Raw genomic sequence first — 17241 nt, forward strand, 5'->3', positions numbered from 1 at the left:
GTCACTTCCCGAGCACCCTCTCCAGGTAGGGGTTGGCGAAGGCGCGGTGCGGGTCGACCTCGTCGCGGAGCGCGGCGAAGTCGTCGAACCGCGGGTACCGCTCGCGCATCTCCGCGGCGTCGAGCCGGTGCATCTTGCCCCAGTGCGGCCGACCGCCGGCGTCGCCGAGCACGTCCTCGCAGACGCCGAACCACCGCTCGTGCGGCATCCGGTGGTACTGGTGGAACGCGACGACGGCGGAGTCCCGCTCGAAGGCCGGCGACAGCCAGATGTCGTCGCTGCGCGCGAACCGCACCTCGAACGGGAACGACACCGCCTCGTCGTGGGTGTCGACCCACGTCTTCAGCTCGCGCAGCGCCGGCACCAGAGCGGCGCGCGGGATGAAGTACTCGCCCTCGCGGAAGCGGACACTGCGCTGCGAGGCGAACACGTTCGGCGCCAGGTCGGTGAAGTCGCGAGCGGAGACCGCCTTCGTCACGAACCGGGTGATGCCCGGGACCAGCCGGGGGACCCGGCTGCCGACCCGCAGCATGGCCTCGAACCCGATGTTGGTGACGATCCGGTCGTCCACCGTGCGGGTGAACGCGCTCATCGGGTGGAGGTCGGTGTCGCCGGGCAGCCGCGAGAAGCGCCGGGTCAGCGCGGTCGTGGTGTGCGGGAACCAGAAGAACTCGAAGTGGTCGTTGGTCGCGACGAGGTCGTCGACCTGGTCGAGCACGTCGTCGAGCGGCATCGGCGCGTCCACGGCGCGGAGGGCGTAGAGCGGGACGCACTGCAGGGTCACCTTGGTGATCACGCCGAGCGCGCCGAGCGCCACCCGCGCCGCGGCGAACAGGTCCGGCCGCTCGTCGGCCGAGCAGGTGACCACCGTGCCGTCGGCCAGCACGAGCTCCAGCGCGCGGACCTGCGTCGAGATGCTGCCGAACCGCTCACCACTGCCGTGGGTGCCCGTCGAGACCGCGCCCGCGATGGTCTGCCGGTCGATGTCGCCAAGGATCTCCATCGCGAGGCCGTGGCGGGCCAGCAGCGGGTTCAGCTGGTGCAGCGGGAGGCCGGCATCGACGGTGACCAGCCCGGACGTGCGGTCGATCGCGTGCGCGCTGGTGAGCCGGTCGGGCAGCAGCTGGACGCCCGGTGCCACGGCGACGCCGGAGAACGAGTGCCCCGAGCCGATCGCCTTGACGGGCAGGCCGTCCTGCGCGGCCTGCTTCACCTCGGCCGCGACCTCGTCGGTCGAGGCGGGGGTCGCGGTGCGCGCAGGCGTGGCCTGCTCGGTGCGTGCCCAGTTCTGCCAGGTCATCCCGGAAGGTCCCCTCGTCCCGTAGGTCTCCAGCATGACGGGGGACCCCTTCCAGGTCAACTGACCTACTTCGCCGTGACGGCCCTGGCGGCGCTACAAGGACGACCCGCCGTCGAATCCCCAGCGCAGGCCGAAGGTTCCGGGTCCGAACTGGGTGCGGACGGCGTGCACCGTGGAGCCGGAGGCGACATCGAGCGCGCGGGTGCCCTCCTCGTCGTCGACCGTGAACTCCTCGCACCACGACGGCAGCCGGTCAGGGTCGAACCTGACCCAGATCACGCTCTCCCTCGTGCGGCGGGCGACCGCGTGGGTGCACTCGGAGGTCGATGGGTAGTCCTCGGGGTACTCGACGCAGAACTCGAGCATCGCCGTGCTTCCTCCCGGCAGGGGTCGCTCCATCTCGACCAGGTAGCCGACGACCGTCCCGCTGGAGTGGCGGAGGCTGCGGACGAAGCGACCACCGATCGCCGCGGTGAGGACGGGTACCACGTCGGTGCGGCTCGGGGCCACCTCGATCCAGATCAGCTCGGAGACGACCCCCGACGTCGCCTGGAGCACCGAGCGGGTGCGGCGCTGCCGGATGCGCCCTCGATCGTCCACCTCGACGACGACGTGGGTGCTGATCTCGCGCAGGTCGTCCGTCGGTCTCGTCCGGAGCGCCGCGCAGGTCTCGGCCGCCGCGGTGCTGACCAGGTCGTCGTCGAACGGGAACTCTGCCTCCGGGACGGGGATCGTGCGGGACGGCGGTCCGAGGCTGTCCTCCAGCGAGCCCGGCGCCAACCGGAGCAGGTCCTCGATCTCGGCGAGCGCGGCGAGGGACGCGGCCCCGTCCGGCTTGCGACGCCCGGACCGCCAGTAGCTCAGCGTCGAGAGTGACACCGGGTTGCCGCGGTCGAGGAGCCGGTCGCGCAGCCACACCAGGCTCACGTCGCGAACGGCGATGGCATCGGCCAGGCGCTGGGAGAAGGTGGCCTCCGTGGTGTCCGGTGATTTCACAGGCGGTCCCGAGAGTGTGTGGAGGGCTGGCTACTAGCGTGATGCTACGGCCGCGCGACGGACGGGTCCGACCACTGGACCCGGACTCCTGGGGGAGTAGCGCGGTCCGTTCGGGTGTCTCGTCCCTGGCTCCGAGTCGGGCGAGTACTCAGCGCGGCGCCCGCGGGCAGGGGAAGACGCCGATCCCCCGCTCGCGGGAGCCGACGCGTCCTCAGCTCCCATCGAAGCCCCACCGCAGGCCGAAGACACCGGGACCGAAGCTGCGGCGGAAGACGTGCGCCGTCGTACCGGTGTCGAGGCTCCTGGTGGCGGTCGGAGCGGCGCCGTCGTCGGTGAACTCCGCCCACCACGCCGGGAGTCGGGACGGGTGGAACCGGACCCACAGCAGGAGCTCGCCGCCCGACCGGGAGCGGCCGTGCATGCACTCGAGGGTCGGCGCCTCGTCGTAGGGGAAGTCGGTGACCCACTCCAGGGCGGCGGTGTCGGGGGCACTCACGCGTCGCTCGAGCTCGAGCACCACGCCGTACGCCGTACCGCTCGGGTGGTCGTACGTGCGGGTCAGCCGCGCGCCATACGCGCTCGTGAACGCCGGTGGGCCGTCCTCTCCCTCGACGACCTCGATCCAGGGGTACTCGGACACTGTTCCGGACGTGACCTGGACGACCATCCGGATCCACCGGTGCCGCAGCACGCCGGTCTCGTCGACATCGGCGACGATGTGGGTCGTGATCTCGCGGAACACCCCGAACGGCGCGCCCAGTGCTTCGGTGGTCTCCTCCGCGGCGCCGCTGACCGGCCTCGCCTCGAACGGGGGCACCGGCGCGGCCAGCGGACCGACCCGGCGGTGGGGGCCGAGCCGGTTCGTGAGGTAGCTCTCCGGCAGGCCGAGGAGCTGCTCGATCTCGGCGATCGCCGCGAACGAGCTGGCACCCTCCGGGTGGCGGCGGCCGGACCGCCAGTAGCTCAGGGTCGTCAACGACACCGGGCTGCCGCGAGCGGCGAGTCGGTCGCGCAGCCACACCAGGGTGACGTCGCGCGCGCCGATGGCCGCGCGCAGACTCGCGGCGAAGCCGTCGTCCGGATCGGCAGGGCTCGATTTCACACTCGACCCCCTGTGTGTGAAGGGCCGGCTCTTACCGTGATCGTAGCGGCCATCTGTCGCGAGATCCGTGAGTGATCTCGGGCCATCGGGGACCAGGCAGGGCGGCCGGGGGCGGGTTCCATGCGCTCCACATGGGATCCACACGCGATGCTCGCGAGTGCAAGGGGTCAGGCCGCCCCTCGCGCTCGCGGGCCTCGCCATCCTGCGCCAGGCAGGGGATCGGCGGAGGAGCTGTCTACGACGCCCTCGTCGCGGCGACTGCTGCCGAGCACGGCATGGTGCTGTTGTCCCGTGACCGGCGCGCGCGGTCGACGTACGACGCGATCGGCGTCCGCTACCAGATCGTCTGACTGGCCCAAATACAAACAGTCAGGCTTGACTGTTTGTTTGTGGCGAGCCATCCTGAACGGGTGACCTCGTCGACGACCTCCCGCGTGCCGCAGGAGGAGCGCACCCGCGCGATGCGGGCGCGGCTGCTGGAGGCGACCGTCGAGCTGCTGGTCGAGAACGGCTTCAGCGGTACGACGACCACGCTCGTCTCGGAGCGTGCCGGCGTCAGCCGCGGCGCCCAGCTGCACCACTTCCCGACGAAGAACGACCTCGTCGTCGCGGCGGTGACCCATCTGACGGAGCGCCGGGGTGAGGAGCTCGAGGCCGCAGCCGCGCAGCTGCCGGCCGGCAAGCACCGCACCCGTGCGGTGATCCAGATGCTCGGCGACCACTTCGCGGGGCCGGTGTTCACCGCCGCGCTCGAGCTCTGGGTGGCCGCGCGCACCGACAAGGCGCTGCTGGAGGCGGTGGCCCCGCTCGAGCAGGTCGTCGGTCGCGAGACGCACAAGATGACGGTCCAGCTGCTGGGTGCCGACGAGTCCCAGCCCGGCGTACGCGAGCTGATCCAGGCCACCCTCGACCTGGTGCGCGGCCTCGGCCTGGCCAGCACCCTCGGCGACGACACCCGACGGCGTCGCCGGATCCTCGACCAGTGGGCGCGCACCCTCGATGGCGCCCTAGTCCCGACCAGCACGACCGACGAAACGGATGGAGACCACCAGTGAGCGTGTTCGACGACGTCCTCGCCGACCTCACCGCGGAGGGCGACCAGCTCCGTGCTGCTGTCGCCGGCCTCGATGACAGCGACAAGGGCGGCTGGGCCACACCGGTCCCCGCCGAGGGCTGGACCATCGCCACGACGGTGGCCCACCTGCTCTGGACCGACGAGGTCGCCGTCCTCGCGACCAATGCCCACACCCCCGAGGGCAAGGAGTCGTGGGACGCGGTCGTGCTGCAGGCGATCGAAGATCCCACCGGGTTCGTCGACGCGGCCGCCCACGCCCTCGCCCGGCTCGAGCCAGCCGACCTGCTGGCCCGCTGGGACGCCGGCCGGACGGCACTCGCCGAGGCGCTCCGCGCCCTGCCCGACGGCCAGAAGATGCCGTGGTTCGGCCCGCCGATGTCGCCGACCTCGATGGCGACGGCGCGGTTCATGGAGACCTGGGCGCACGCGCTCGACGTCTACGACGCGCTGGTCTCCACCGGCTCGATGAGCGGGAGGCCTGCCGTCACCGACCGGATCAGGCAGGTCGCCCACCTCGGCGTCCGCACCCGCAACTACTCCTTCGCGCAGCACCAGCTGGAACCACCGGCCGAGGAGTTCCGGATCGCGCTGAAGGCGCCGAGTGGCGAGCTCTGGGTCTGGGGGCCTGAGGACGCCGCTCAGAGCGTGGCGGGGTCGGCGTACGACTTCTGCCAGCTGGTCACCCAGCGGATCCACCGCGACGACACGGACCTGGTCGCGGTCGGCGCAGACGCGGAGAAGTGGCTGACCATCGCGCAGGCGTTCGCCGGTCCTGCGGGTGGCGGCCGGGAGGTGAAGGCATGAGCGCGATCCGGATCGGCAACTGCTCCGGCTTCTACGGCGACCGCCTCTCGGCGTTCCGCGAGATGCTCGAGGGCGGGCCGCTCGACTACCTGACCGGTGACTACCTCGCCGAGCTGACCATGCTCATCCTCGGCAAGGACACCTTCAAGGACCCGAGCCTCGGCTACGCCCGCACCTTCGTGAAGCAGGCCGAGGACGCCCTCGGCCTCGCGCTCGAGCAGGGCGTCAAGGTCGTCGTCAACGCCGGTGGCGTCAACCCGCGCGGCCTCGCGGACAAGCTGCGCGAGGTGGCGACCGGCCTCGGCCTCGACCCGAGGATCGCGCACGTCGAGGGCGACGACATCCGCGACCAGGTGGCCGACCTCGGCCTCCTGCACGACACCTACGGAAACCCGCTGACGGCCAACGCCTACCTCGGCGCCTTCGGCATTGCCTCGGCGCTCACCCACGGCGCCGACGTCGTCGTCACTGGGCGGGTCACCGACGCCTCCGTCGTCGTCGGGCCGGCGATCGCCCACTTCGGCTGGACGCCCGATTCGTACGACGCGCTCGCGGGTGCTGTCGTCGCCGGGCACATCATCGAGTGCGGCACCCAGGCGACCGGCGGCAACTTCAGCGGCTTCCTCGACCTGGTCTCGACAAGCTCGACCGGCGAGAAGCGGCCGATCACGGAGGCGGGACCGCTCGGCTTCCCGATCGCGGAGCTGGCCGAGGACGGCTCGATGATGATCACCAAGCACGACGGCACCGGCGGGGCGGTCACGGTCGACACCGTCACCGCGCAGCTCGTCTACGAGATCCAGACGACCAAGTACCTCAATCCCGACGTCACCGTCGACCTCACCTCGCTGCGGCTGGAGCAGGTCGGCGACGACCGGGTCGCGGTCACCGGCATCTCCGGCTCGGCGCCGCCGGAGCAGCTCAAGGCGTGCCTCAACTACTTCGCCGGGTTCCGGAACTCCGCCGAGTTCGTGGTCACCGGCCTCGACTGCGAGCCCAAGGTCGAGTGGGTCAAGGCCCAGGTCGAGGCCGCGCTCGGCGACGACCGACCCGCCAAGGTGGTGTGGTCCGGCATCGGACCGGTGCAGAAGGACGCCGAGACCGAGGAGGGCGCCTCGCTGCTGCTCCGGGTCACCGCGTTCGACCCGAGCGCCGACAAGGTCGGCAAGGCGCTCACCGCCCCGATCATCGAGCTCGCGCTGGGCTCCTACCCGGGCTTCAGCGTCACCCGGATGCCCGGCCCGGGCACGGCGTACGGCGTCTACCGGCCGGCGTACATCTCCCGCAGCGTCGTCCAGCACACCGTCGTCCACCACGACGGCAGCACCGAGGTGATCGACGACCCGGAGACCGCCGACGTCCCGGTCGACCCGCAGGAGGGCCAGCGCCCGTCGCCGTACCCCGCGCCGATGGACACGCTCACCCGTCGGATCCCGCTGGGCACCTTCGTGCACGGCCGCTCCGGCGACAAGGGCGGAGACGCCAACATCGGGCTCTGGGTCAAGAACGACGGCCACCCCAAGTACGCCGAGCGGGTGACCTGGCTGACCAAGTTCATGTCGCGCCGGCGGGTGCGCGAGCTGATCCCCGAGGCCGCCGACCTCGACATCGAGGTCTACGTGCTGCCCAACCTCGGCGGCGTCAACGTCCTGATCCACGGCCTGCTCGACGAGGGCGTGGCCGCCACCGCCCGCTTCGACCCCCAGGCCAAGGGCCTCGCGGAGTGGATCCGCTCTCGTCTCGTCAACATCGAAGGGAACGTTCTTTAGATGACCACGTTCAACTACGGCTTCACCGACGAGCAGGTCGCCCTCAAGGAGTCGGCGCTCGAGTTCACCCGGCGCGAGGTGACGCCCTACCTCGACCAGTGGGAGAAGGACGGCGAGATCCCGCGCGAGTTCCAGAAGAAGCTCGCCCACGCCGGCTTCCTCGGCGTCGGCGTCCCCGAGGAGGTCGGCGGCGACGGCGGGACCCTCATCGACGCCTGCGCCATGCAGGAGGGCTTCATGGAGGGCGGCTGGTCCGGGGGCCTGATGGCGTCGGCGTTCACCCACGGCATCGGCATCCCGCACATCATCCAGAACGGCTCGCAGGAGCTGATCGACACCTACGTGCGGCCGGTGCTGAGCGGCGACATGATCGGGTCGCTGGCCGTCACCGAGCCGGGCGCCGGTTCCGACGTCGCCAACATCGCGACCAAGGCGGTGCGCGACGGCGACCACTACGTGATCAACGGCGCCAAGACGTTCATCACGTCGAGCGTGCGCGGCGACTTCGTCACCACGGCGGTCCGCACCGGAGAGGCCGGCGCGCACGGCATCTCGCTGATCGTCGTACCGAAGGGGACGCCCGGGTTCACCGTCTCCCGCAAGCTCGACAAGATGGGGTGGCTGGCGTCCGACACCGGCGAGCTGTCCTACGAGGACGTGCGGGTCCCGGTCGGCAACCTGGTCGGCCAGGAGAACCACGGCTTCTACTACATCGCCCAGAACTTCGTCTCCGAGCGGATCTGGCTGGCGCTGATGGGCTACGGCCACGCGCTGCGCTGCCTCAACCTGGCCGCGGACTACTGCCGCACCCGCGACACCTTCGGCAAGCCGTTGGTCGCCAACCAGGTGGTGCGCGCCAAGCTCACCGAGATGCACCGCCAGGTGGCGGTCGCCCGCAGCTACACGCTCGAGGTCGCGAACCGGTACGACGCCGGCGAGGACTGCATCGCCGAGGCCTGCCTGGCCAAGCAGACCGCCGTCGACACGGCGGTCTGGGTCGCCGACCAGGCCGTGCAGCTGCACGGCGGCATGGGCTACATGCGCGAGTCCGAGGTCGAGCGCCACTACCGCGACGTCCGCCTGCTGCCGATCGGCGGTGGCGCCACCGAGGTGCTCACCGACCTGGCCGCCCGACTGCTGGGGTACTCGAAATGAGGGCGCGCTGATGAGCGGGCTCAGCCGTGAGGTGACGCTGACGATCGCGGCGTCGCCCGAGAAGGTCTGGGACCTGGTCAGCGACGTCACCCGGATCGGTGAGTTCTCGCCCGAGACCTTCGAGGCGCGGTGGACGCACGGCGCCACTGGGCCGGCGGTAGGCGCCCGCTTCAAGGGTCACGTCAAGCGCAACGGCGTCGGCCCGACGTACTGGTCGCCCTGCACGGTGACGAAGTGCGTCGAGTACGAGGTGTTCGAGTTCGCGGTCGGTCTCGACGGCAGCGCGTGGACCAACTGGGGCTACCTGCTCGAGCCCGACGGTGATGGCACGCGCGTGACGGAGTACTTCCGGCTCGAGCCGAAGTGGTTCCTGCGCGGCTACTGGATGGCCATGGGGCGGCTCCGCGGCCGCACCAACGAGCGCGGCATGCGGACGACGTTGGAGAGGATGAAGAGGGTGCTGGAGTCATGACCGCGGAGACAATCGAGGAGACCCGACGCGAGGCGATGCTCGAGAAGATCGAGTCACTGCACGCCGAGCAGACCAAGGCCGTCGAGGCCGGCGGGAAGTACATCGCCCGCCACAAGGAGCGGGGGAAGCTGCTGGCTCGCGAGCGGATCGAGCTGCTCATCGACGAGGGCTCGGCGTTCCTGGAGCTGATGCCGCTGGCCGGCTGGGGCAGTGACTTCGCGGTCGGCGCCAGCATGGTCACCGGCATCGGCGTCGTCGAGGGCGTCGAGTGCATGATCGTCGCCAGCGACCCCACGGTGAAGGGCGGCGCCCTCAACCCGTGGTCGCTGCGGAAGTCGTTCCGGGCCGCCGAGATCGCCGAGAAGAACTTCCTCCCGTCGATCAACCTCACCGAGTCCGGCGGTGCGGACCTGCCGACGCAGAAGGACATCTTCATCCCGGGCGGCCGCGGCTTCCGGGACCTCACCCGGGCCTCGGCCCGCAAGCAGCCGACCATCTCGGTCGTGTTCGGCAACTCGACCGCCGGTGGCGCCTACGTCCCCGGCATGAGCGATTACGTGATCATGGTCAAGGAGCGGGCGAAGGTGTTCCTCGCCGGCCCGCCGCTGGTCAAGATGGCGACCGGTGAGGAGACCGACGACGAGTCGCTCGGCGGCGCCGAGATGCACTCGCGGATCTCCGGCTCGTCGGACTTCCTGGCGCTCGACGAGCACGACGCCATCCTGCAGGCCCGTCGGGTCGTAGCCCGCCTCAACTGGCGCAAGCAGGGCACCAGCCCCGACCCGACGTCGTACGAAGAGCCGGACCTCGACCCCGAGGAGCTGCTCGACCTCATCCCGACCGACCTGAAGGAGCCGTTCGACCCGCGCGAGGCGATCCTGCGGATCGTCGACGGCACCGGCCCGAACAACGCGGTCGCGTTCGACGAGTTCAAGCCGCTCTACGGCTCCTCGTTGTGCGTCGGCTGGGCGACCCTGCACGGCCGCGAGATCGGCATCCTCGCCAACGCGCGCGGCGTGCTGATGTCGGAGGAGGCGCAGAAGGCGGCGCAGTTCATCCAGCTGGCCAACCAGAAGGACACACCGCTGCTGTTCCTGCACAACACCACCGGCTACATGGTCGGCACGGAGTACGAGCAGGGCGGCATCATCAAGCACGGCGCACTGATGATCAACGCGGTCTCCAACTCCAAGGTGCCGCACCTGACTGTGATCATGGGGGCGTCGTACGGCGCCGGCAACTACGGCATGAACGGCCGCGCCTACGACCCGCGGTTCCTCTTCACCTGGCCGTCGGCGAAGTCCGCGGTCATGGGGCCGCAGCAGCTCGCCGGCGTCCTCGAGATCGTCGCGCGCGAGTCCGCGGAGAAGAAGGGCGAGGTCTTCGACGCCGAGGGCTTCAAGGGCATCAAGGACATGGTCGAGGGGATGATCGAGGAGCAGTCCCTGCCCTACTTCCTCTCCGGCATGGTCTACGACGACGGCGTCATCGACCCGCGGGACACCCGCACCGTCCTGGGCATCTGCCTGTCCGTCATCGACAACCAGCCGATCGAAGGCGCCATGAACTTCGGCGTCTTCCGGATGTGAGGGCCACCGTGATCACAAGACTTCTGGTCGCCAACCGTGGCGAGATCGCCCGGCGGGTCTTCCGCACCTGCCGCGAGCTCGGCATCGAGACCGTCGCCGTCCACTCCGACGCGGACGCCGGCATGCGGTTCGTGGCCGACGCCGACGTCGCCGTACGGCTGCCGGGCAACACCCCCGCCGAGACGTACCTCCGTGGCGACCTGGTCATCGAGGCCGCCAAGAGGAGCGGCGCGGACGCGATCCACCCCGGCTACGGCTTCCTGTCCGAGAACGCGGCGTTCGCGCAGCAGGTCATCGACGCCGGCCTGACCTGGGTCGGACCGGCGCCCGACTCCATCGAGCGGATGGGCTCGAAGATCGAGTCCAAGAAGCTGATGGAGGCCGCGGGCGTGCCGGTCCTCGGCGAGTTCACTCCCGAGACGGCGACGGCCGACGACCTGCCCCTGCTGGTGAAGGCGTCCGCCGGTGGCGGTGGCCGCGGGATGCGGATCGTCCGCGAGCTCGACGAGCTCGCCCGCGAGATCGCGAAGGCGCAGTCCGAGGCGGCGTCGGCGTTCGGCGACGGCACGGTCTTCGTCGAGCCCTACATCCAGTCCGGCCGCCACATCGAGGTCCAGGTGCTCGGCACCCCCGCCGAGTCGGGCGGCGCGATCGTCCTCGGCGAGCGCGACTGCTCGGTGCAGCGGCGGCACCAGAAGGTGATCGAGGAGGCGCCCGCCCCGGCGCTCCCCGACGCGACCCGCAAGGCGCTGCACGAGGCGGCCAAGGCGGCGGCCGACGCGATCGACTACCGGGGTGCCGGCACCGTCGAGTTCCTGTACGACGTCGCCAAGGACCGCTTCTACTTCCTGGAGATGAACACCCGCCTCCAGGTGGAGCACCCGGTCACCGAGGCGGTCTACGGCGTCGACCTGGTCGCGCTCCAGATCGCCGTCGCCGAGGGGCGCTCGCTGACGGACCTCGAGGTCGCGTCGCCGAGGGGGCACGCCATCGAGGTCCGGCTCTACGCCGAGGACCCCACCGCCGGCTACCAGCCGCAGTCGGGCACGCTCACCCGCTTCGAGGTGCCGGGAGTCATCGGAGAATTCGAGGCTCCCTTCCCCGGCCGATCCGGCATCCGGCTCGACTCGGGCGTCGGCTCCGGCGACGCGATCGGCACGTTCTACGACGCGATGATCGCCAAGGTCATCGTCTGGGCACCGTCGCGCGACCAGGCGCTCCGGCAGCTCGCGGGCGCCCTGGCCCGGGCCGAGATCCACGGCCTGCGCACCAACCGCGACCTGCTGGTCAACCTGCTCCGCGATCCCGTCGTGGTCGACGCGCAGATGGACACTACCTGGCTCGACGGTGCCGATCTCTCGGTGCTGGGCGCGGCTCCCGGTGGCGAGCTGACGGTGCCGCTGTCGGGCTTCGCGGCGGCGATCGCGCTGGCCGAGCGGGCGCGGGTCTCCGCCAAGGTGCAGAGCCGGATCCCGGCGGGCTTCCGCAACGTCGTCGCCCACCCGCAGGAGACCGTGTTCCTGGTCGGCGGCGCTGAGGGGGAGGAGCTGCCGGTCCGCTGGTACGGCGGCCGCTCGTTCTCGTCCGCTGACCTCGAGGACGTGGTCGTCGTCTCGGCGGGCCAGGACCAGGTCGTGCTCGAGACCGGTGGCGTCCGCCGTACGTTCGTCGTGCGGGTCACCGGCGACGCCGGCCAGGAGGCGGTCGACGTCGAGTCGCCGCTCGGCCACGTGGCGCTGCGGCGCAAGCCTCGCTTCGTCGACCCGGCCAGCCAGGTCGCAGCAGGTTCGCTGCTCGCACCGATGCCCGGTGCCGTGGTGGCGATCCACGCCCGCGTCGGCGACGAGGTCGCCGAGGGCCAGCCCATCCTCGTGATGGAGGCCATGAAGATGCAGCACACCATCGCCGCGCCGTACGCCGGCACAGTCACCGAGCTCGCCGCCACCGTCGGCCAGCAGGTCGAGGCGGGCACCGTGCTCGCCGTCGTGACGCCCGACTCCGAAGAAGAAGGAACCGACTGATGACCATCAACTTCACCGAGCCCGAGGAGCGGGTGGCCCTGCGCGAGGCGGTCAAGAAGCTCGCCGGCAAGTACGGCCGTGAGTACGTCGAGAAGCAGGCGCGCGAGGGTGGCAAGACCACCGAGCTGTGGATGGAGATGGGCAAGAACGGCTTCCTCGGCGTCAACCTCCCCGAGGAGTACGGCGGCGGGGGTGGCGGCATGGCCGACCTGGCCGCGGTCCTCGAGGAGGCCGCCGCCGCGGGTGCGCCGCTGCTGATGATGGTCGTCTCGCCGGCGATCTGCGGCTCGATCATCGCCCGCTGCGGCACCGAGGAGCAGAAGCAGAAGTGGCTACCCGGCATCGCGGACGGCAGCCTGTTGATGGCGTTCGGAATCACCGAGGCAGACGCCGGCTCCAACGCCCACCAGATCACAACGACCGCCACCCGTGACGGAGACCAGTGGGTGCTCAGCGGCAACAAGACCTTCATCTCCGGTGTCGACGAAGCGCAGTCGGTGCTGATCGTGGCGCGCACCGAGGACGCCAGGACCGGCAAGCTCAAGCCGGCGCTGTTCGTCGTACCGACCGACGCCGAGGGCTTCACCAAGCAGCCGATCGAGATGGCGTGGTCGGCGCCGGAGAAGCAGTTCACGCTCTTCCTCGACGAGGTCCGGCTGCCGGCCGACGCGCTGGTCGGCGACGAGGACGGCGGCCTCTGGCAGCTGTTCGCCGGCCTCAACCCGGAGCGGATCATGGGCGGCGCCCTGTCGTGCGGGATGGCGCGCTACGTGCTCGACGTCGCGGTCGACTACGCGAAGACCCGCACTGTCTGGAAGGACACCCCGATCGGAGCCCACCAGGGCATCCAGCACCCGCTGGCCAAGGTCAAGATCGAGCTCGAGCAGGCCCGGATGCTGTGGCAGAAGGCCGCGGCGCTCTACGACGCCGGCGACGACTTCACCGCGGGCGAGTACGCCAACATGGCCAAGTACGCCGGCGGCGAGGTCTCCTGCAACGCGGCCGACGTCGCCGTCCACACCCACGGCGGCAACGGCCTCACCGTCGAGTACGGGCTCGCGAACATGCTGGTCGCGTCGCGGCTGGGCCGGATCGCACCGGTCAGCCGGGAGATGATCCTCAACTTCGTCGCGATGCACACGCTGGGGCTGCCGAAGAGCTACTAGGCCGCGCAGTTGGACTGTGCCCCTTTGACGGCCGCGTCAGCATGGTCGTCATGGATCACTCGCGTCGTCTCGAAGTGGAGCGCGAACGGACGCTCGGCCGCCTGGCGAGCCTGACCGAGGACTTCGCCGCGATGGTCGCGTCCTCGCGCGACACCAACGCCGACGACGAGCACGATCCCGAAGGGGCGACGATCGCCTTCGAGCGGTCGCAGGTCGGATCCCTCGTCCGACAGGCGCAGCTCCACCTGGCGGAGGTCGACGCGGCCGTGGCGGGACTGGACGCCGGCGCCTACGGGACCTGCGAAGGCTGCGGCGGGCCGATCGGGGATGACCGGCTCGAGGTCCGGCCCCTGGCACGGGCCTGCATCAGCTGCGCGACGTCCAGCCCGCGATGACCGGGTGCCGCCGTCCCGTGATGGGATCAGGGCGTGGGAGGTGTGCTCGGCGGGTTCGCGACGATCGCGGCCGTGGTCGGGCTCGGCGTCCTGGTCGGCCACATCAAGCTGGTCGACGCCGCGGGTCAGCGCACGCTGTCGCTGCTGGCGTTCTACGTCGCGAGCCCGGCGCTGCTGGTGACGGTGCTCGCGGAGTCCGATCCTGCTGAGGTGTTCTCGGGCCACCTGGTGGCCACGGTCGCCGGCGTCGCCGCAGCGGTGCTCGCGATCGCGGTGCTGGCGGTCCGGCGCGGGTGGGACCTCGGTACGACGGTCGTGGCCAGCCTGTGCTCGGGCTACGTCAACGCCGGCAACCTCGGCATCCCGGTGGCGGCGTACGCCCTCGGCGACGCGGCCCTGGTGGCTCCCGTCCTCCTGCTCCAGCTGCTCGTCCTCCAGCCGCTCGCGCTGACCCTGCTCGACGTCGACCGCAGCCCCGGCCGGATGTCCGTCGGCAAGGTCCTGCTGCGGCCGGTGACGAACCCGCTGACCATCGGCACCGGGCTGGGCGTCCTGCTCGCCGTCACCGACACCCGGCTCCCCCAGCCGGTCCAGGACCCGCTCGCGCTGGTCGGCGGGATGGCGGTGCCCGCCATGCTGATCGCGTACGGCGTCGCGCTGCGGCTCGGTCCGCTGCCGGGACGCGGCGTCCGGCCGCGGGCGCTGGTCGCGGTCGTCGGACTGAAGATGGTCGCGCAGCCGCTGGCGGCGTACGCCGCCGGCCGGTTCCTGCTCGGCATGGACGACCTCGACCTGTTCGCGGTCACCCTGCTGGCTGCCCTGCCGACGGCGCAGAACGTGTTCGTCGTCGCGACCCGCTACGAGCGCGGTGTGCTGCTGGCGCGGGACGCCATCTTCGTCTCCACCGTGTGCGCCGCCCCGGCCGCGGTCGTGATCGCCGCCCTGCTGGCGTAATCCGGGCTCAGCTCTGCGGGGTGTGGGTGACCTTCAGGGTCGTGTGCCCGGTGTACATCCCGATGATCGTGCTGTCCGAGCCGAAGGTGTGGTCCCAGGTCTCGTCGAGGAGGATCTCGGACCCCGCGGTCTGCTTCAGGTCGGCCTCGATCCGCACCGGGTAGAACTCGTCGAAGAAGGCGATCAGGTTGGAGTGCCAGAACGTCGTGTCGTACTCCTCCGGCTCGTAGCCGGGCAGGTTCGTGGTCCTCCGCAGGCGCTCCTGTGGCGGGTCCTCCACGCCGTCGGCGCCGACGCCGGGATCAACGCGGACGTACGGCACCGGCGGTGCCGGCGGCGGACCGCCCGGTCCCTCGTCGATCGGGTTCGCGCGCTCCAGCACGTCGACCCGGATCGAGCCCGGCTTGGTCCCGACCAGGTTGTCCTCGACCCAGCTGTCCTCGCCCTCGACCCGCTGCCAGAGCGCGGCCTGCGTGTAGGCGAGCTCGCTGACACCGGCACCGAGTGCGGGCACGGTCGTGGTCGACTCCAGCTGGAGCTGGGCGGTGCTCCGGACCGAGCTTCCGTTGCCTGGGAAGTGGTTGCGCGAGTGACCCATGAGCGACGTGAACTCCACCTGGTAGTGCGAGCACCGCTGCGCGTAGTCCCACGCCTTCTCGGAGAGGTCCAGCCAGCCGATCAGGGCGGCCTGGCGCGCGATGCCGACCAGGGTGCCGACCGCGCGCAGGTCGTGCTGCTGGGTGCAGCGCTGCCAATAGTGCTCGATCGCGTTCGCCCAGATCGTCCGCAGTCGGGCCTTCACCTTGGTGTGGATGGGGCTGTCGATGCTCCCGAGGCGCTCCAGCTGCGCCAGCAACGCAACGGCCTCCGCCGTCGCGCCGGCCGCGAGGCTCGCGTCGGTCTCGGCGGCCGCCAGGTTTCCGTCGACGACGTCCCAGTAGTAGGCCTCGAGCACCCCGCGGGCCTGGTCCAGCGCGGGGCCGGAGTCGCCACCGGACTCCCGCGCCTGGCGGAGGATCTCGGCCACGGTGGCCGCGGCCTGCGCCACGTCCCGGAAAGGCGGGTGGGCGGCGAGCGCCGCCCGGTCGGCGTCCGTGCCCCCGCCGACACCGGCGACCGAGAAGTGGGTCAGCTCCAGCCGCACCGTGTTGGCGCCGTCGCCGGCCGCCGGGACCGCCGGCGGGTAGTGGTGGAAGTCCTCGCCCTCCTCGTGGAAGACGTAGGCGGTCTGCTGGGCCAGCGGTCCGGCGTCCGGGCTCTTGATGGTGAGCCTGGCGGGCGCCTGGAGCAGCAGCCCCTCCGGCTCCAGCCGGACACCCGCGATGAACCCGTTCGACAGCAGGGGCAGGTCGGCGTCCGCGATCGGAGTCAGCGTGATCTGCTCGGCGCTGAGGAGCGCCTTGGCGGGGACCACGAGGGAGTACGTCGTACCGTCGCTCGCCGTCACCGTGATCGGCCCGAGGGTCGCCGGGACCTGGGGGTCGAGGAGGCGGGTCACCGCGCGGCCGGGCTCCTCCTCGATCGAGGTGGCGGAGACGGGGTCCGGGTCGAGCGGGAAGTCGGGGACGTCGGGGTCCGGCGCGGTCACGCGGACCGAACGCGTCGCCAGCCGGCAGTTGTTGCCCTCCCTGACCTCGCGCACCCGCCGCAGGGCGTCCGCGCACGCGAGCAGCCGGTAGCTCCGCACGGCAGCCGTCGCCGGGATCGACAGCCGCACGATCGTGGAGCTCCGGCGACCCGCGGGGAGCCGCGGCACCCGGACCGCGGCCACGGCGACGTCACGCCCCACCCGGGTGTCCCGGGACAGGTAGACCCTGGTCGTGGTGGCCGCTGCCGGGCCGCGGCCGCGGTTCACCGTGGTGACGGAGACGCGCAGCGTCGTCCCGGCCTGCGCCTGGGCCGCACCGGTCAGCGCACCGACCACGAGGTCGGGACGGCGTACGGCGGCCTCCGCGGCGGGCGCCGACTGGACGCTGGCGAGCAGGGTGGCGGCGAGACCGGCCACCAGGGCCGCAGTGGCGGGACGTCGGACCATGGGACCGCTCCAGTCCCTCAGGCGACCGGTCGGGCCGAGGCCTGCTGGAGGCGGCCCGGCACCACGAAGCCGGACTCGTAGGCGACGACGACCAGCTGCACCCGGTCGCGGGCCCCGAGCTTGGCGAGCAGCCGGGCGACGTGCGACTTGACCGTCGGCAGCGAGATGAAGAGCTCGGACCCGATCTCGGCGTTGGAGAGTCCGCGGGCCACCAGGCGCAGCACCTCCGCCTCGCGCTGCGAGATCCGGTTCGACCGCGCCGGCTGGGACGGCTGGGGTGCGGGGACGGACCGCAGGGGACGGGCGGGAACGGGCGGCTCGAGCCGGGTCCTGCGGGGCTGGGCCATGACGGTCATCGGTGGTGTTCCTCTCGGGTGGGCAGCCACGGGGGTGGGCTGTCCGGACGAG

The 17241-nt window shown here is 71.3% G+C and carries 16 protein-coding genes; 11 read left to right on the forward strand and 5 right to left on the reverse strand.

The features are described from left to right. Position 1: 1 nt before the first annotated feature. The 3 genes from D0Z08_RS16830 to D0Z08_RS16840 form a co-directional block, all read right to left on the reverse strand. Entirely contained in the window at positions 2-1336 is a 1335-nt protein-coding gene (locus D0Z08_RS16830) for a D-arabinono-1,4-lactone oxidase (protein ID WP_245994047.1), read from the reverse strand. A gap of 57 nt (positions 1337-1393) precedes the next feature. Further along, positions 1394-2296: a hypothetical protein gene (locus D0Z08_RS16835; protein WP_118926406.1), complete on the reverse strand. Its 903-nt coding sequence runs from the start codon at positions 2294-2296 to the stop codon at positions 1394-1396. A 211-nt stretch (positions 2297-2507) separates the two neighbouring features. Further along, positions 2508-3398 (reverse strand): hypothetical protein, encoded by an 891-nt coding sequence (locus tag D0Z08_RS16840; protein ID WP_118926407.1) that lies wholly within the window; start codon positions 3396-3398, stop codon positions 2508-2510. Positions 3399-3529: 131 nt separating this feature from the next. Here D0Z08_RS16840 and D0Z08_RS16845 point away from each other — a divergent pair, with 131 nt between their 5' ends. From D0Z08_RS16845 to D0Z08_RS16895, 11 genes are read left to right on the forward strand one after another with little or no spacing between them, the layout of a single operon-like run. Continuing rightward, entirely contained in the window at positions 3530-3748 is a 219-nt protein-coding gene (locus D0Z08_RS16845) for a PIN domain-containing protein (RefSeq protein ID WP_118926408.1), read from the forward strand. A 60-nt stretch (positions 3749-3808) separates the two neighbouring features. After that, positions 3809-4453 (forward strand): TetR/AcrR family transcriptional regulator, encoded by a 645-nt coding sequence (locus tag D0Z08_RS16850; protein WP_342772356.1) that lies wholly within the window; start codon positions 3809-3811, stop codon positions 4451-4453. Next, a complete protein-coding gene (locus tag D0Z08_RS16855) occupies positions 4450-5277 on the forward strand; it encodes a TIGR03084 family metal-binding protein (protein WP_118926409.1) in 828 nt (275 codons plus the stop codon). Before D0Z08_RS16850 ends, D0Z08_RS16855 begins: the two co-directional genes overlap by 4 nt. Further along, positions 5274-7046: an acyclic terpene utilization AtuA family protein gene (locus D0Z08_RS16860; protein ID WP_118926410.1), complete on the forward strand. Its 1773-nt coding sequence runs from the start codon at positions 5274-5276 to the stop codon at positions 7044-7046. Before D0Z08_RS16855 ends, D0Z08_RS16860 begins: the two co-directional genes overlap by 4 nt. Next, positions 7047-8201, forward strand: coding sequence for an acyl-CoA dehydrogenase family protein (locus tag D0Z08_RS16865; RefSeq protein ID WP_118926411.1), 1155 nt, complete (start codon positions 7047-7049; stop codon positions 8199-8201). Positions 8202-8211: 10 nt separating this feature from the next. Continuing rightward, positions 8212-8673, forward strand: coding sequence for an SRPBCC family protein (locus D0Z08_RS16870; RefSeq protein ID WP_118926412.1), 462 nt, complete (start codon positions 8212-8214; stop codon positions 8671-8673). After that, a complete protein-coding gene (locus tag D0Z08_RS16875) occupies positions 8670-10262 on the forward strand; it encodes an acyl-CoA carboxylase subunit beta (protein ID WP_118926413.1) in 1593 nt (530 codons plus the stop codon). The genes D0Z08_RS16870 and D0Z08_RS16875 overlap by 4 nt, the downstream gene beginning before the upstream one ends. Before the next feature lie 8 nt (positions 10263-10270). Then, positions 10271-12283: an acetyl/propionyl/methylcrotonyl-CoA carboxylase subunit alpha gene (locus D0Z08_RS16880; RefSeq protein WP_118926456.1), complete on the forward strand. Its 2013-nt coding sequence runs from the start codon at positions 10271-10273 to the stop codon at positions 12281-12283. Then, entirely contained in the window at positions 12283-13449 is a 1167-nt protein-coding gene (locus D0Z08_RS16885) for an acyl-CoA dehydrogenase family protein (protein WP_182481353.1), read from the forward strand. The genes D0Z08_RS16880 and D0Z08_RS16885 overlap by 1 nt, the downstream gene beginning before the upstream one ends. A 50-nt stretch (positions 13450-13499) precedes the next feature. Further along, positions 13500-13844, forward strand: a complete 345-nt coding sequence (locus D0Z08_RS16890) for a TraR/DksA family transcriptional regulator (protein WP_118926457.1) — start codon at positions 13500-13502, stop codon at positions 13842-13844. Positions 13845-13877: 33 nt separating this feature from the next. Continuing rightward, the gene (locus D0Z08_RS16895; RefSeq protein ID WP_118926415.1) at positions 13878-14798 is read left to right on the forward strand and encodes an AEC family transporter; all 921 of its coding nucleotides are present in this window, start codon (positions 13878-13880) and stop codon (positions 14796-14798) included. 7 nt (positions 14799-14805) lie between these two features. Here D0Z08_RS16895 and D0Z08_RS16900 read toward each other — a convergent pair whose 3' ends face one another. Both D0Z08_RS16900 and D0Z08_RS16905 read right to left on the reverse strand, forming a co-directional pair. Further along, positions 14806-16833: a CARDB domain-containing protein gene (locus D0Z08_RS16900; protein ID WP_118926416.1), complete on the reverse strand. Its 2028-nt coding sequence runs from the start codon at positions 16831-16833 to the stop codon at positions 14806-14808. A 17-nt stretch (positions 16834-16850) separates the two neighbouring features. After that, on the reverse strand, positions 16851-17189 hold the full coding sequence (locus tag D0Z08_RS16905; RefSeq protein WP_118926417.1) for a response regulator transcription factor: 339 nt from the start codon (positions 17187-17189) through the stop codon (positions 16851-16853). Between the last annotated feature and the right edge of the window lie 52 nt (positions 17190-17241).

The organism is Nocardioides immobilis, assembly GCF_003515065.1.
GTDB classification, from domain to species: Bacteria; Actinomycetota; Actinomycetes; order Propionibacteriales; family Nocardioidaceae; genus Nocardioides; species Nocardioides immobilis.